This window comes from Oleiphilus sp. HI0067 (genome assembly GCF_001635735.1).
Map to the genome: position 1 here is coordinate 1 of NZ_LWFI01000495.1, position 770 is coordinate 770.

1 pseudogene is annotated in these 770 nt (G+C 47.1%); it reads left to right on the forward strand.

Going from position 1 to position 770, the window contains the following annotated elements:
- Window positions 1–770: pseudogene (locus A3739_RS29460) on the forward strand (hypothetical protein); the annotation flags it as partial.

The window sequence follows — 770 nt, forward strand, 5'->3', positions numbered from 1 at the left end:
CAACCGTGGCGCAACCATCAATGCTGCGGGTACAGAAGCGAATCCAATTATCTTCACTTCGGCGCAAGATATTGCTGGTTTGAACAGCGGTGACGAGCAAGGCCAATGGGGTGGTTTGACGATTCTTGGTCAATCAACCAACAACAAAGGCGAGCGTACTTACGAAGCCGGCACACAGAAGTATGGTCCTGATGGCGGCGTAACAATTGCGGCAGACGATAGTGGTACATTGACTTATGTTGCTATCAAGTACTCAGGTTACGAAGTAGAAAAAGACAAAGAGTTGAACGGTCTTTCTCTAGCATCTGTTGGTTCTGGTACAACGATTAACAACATCGCGATTATCGGTTCAGCAGATGATGGTATCGAACTTTGGGGCGGTACGGTGAGTGTTGACGGTTTGTACATCTACAACGCTGGTGATGACTCAATCGATACTGACCAAGGTTATATCGGTACGCTTTCAAACGTGTATGCAGAGCAGAACATTGTGGACGACGAAGTTGGTTCACGTGTGATCGAAGCGGATAGCTTTGATACGTCTGCGACGGGTACTCCACGCGCTAAACCAACGCTTACTAACGCAGTGTTGAAATCTGTAGGGCGAGCAGTGCGTTTGCGCGAAGGTACAGATTACGTATTCGATGGTGTTCAAATCACTGTTGAAAGCTCTTCTGACACAAGCGTTGAAGCTATTCGTGTAAGTGATACTGGTTTGCCTACAGGTGCTTCAGTAACTGCGAATGGTCTAGCTGTTAAGAATAAAGCGA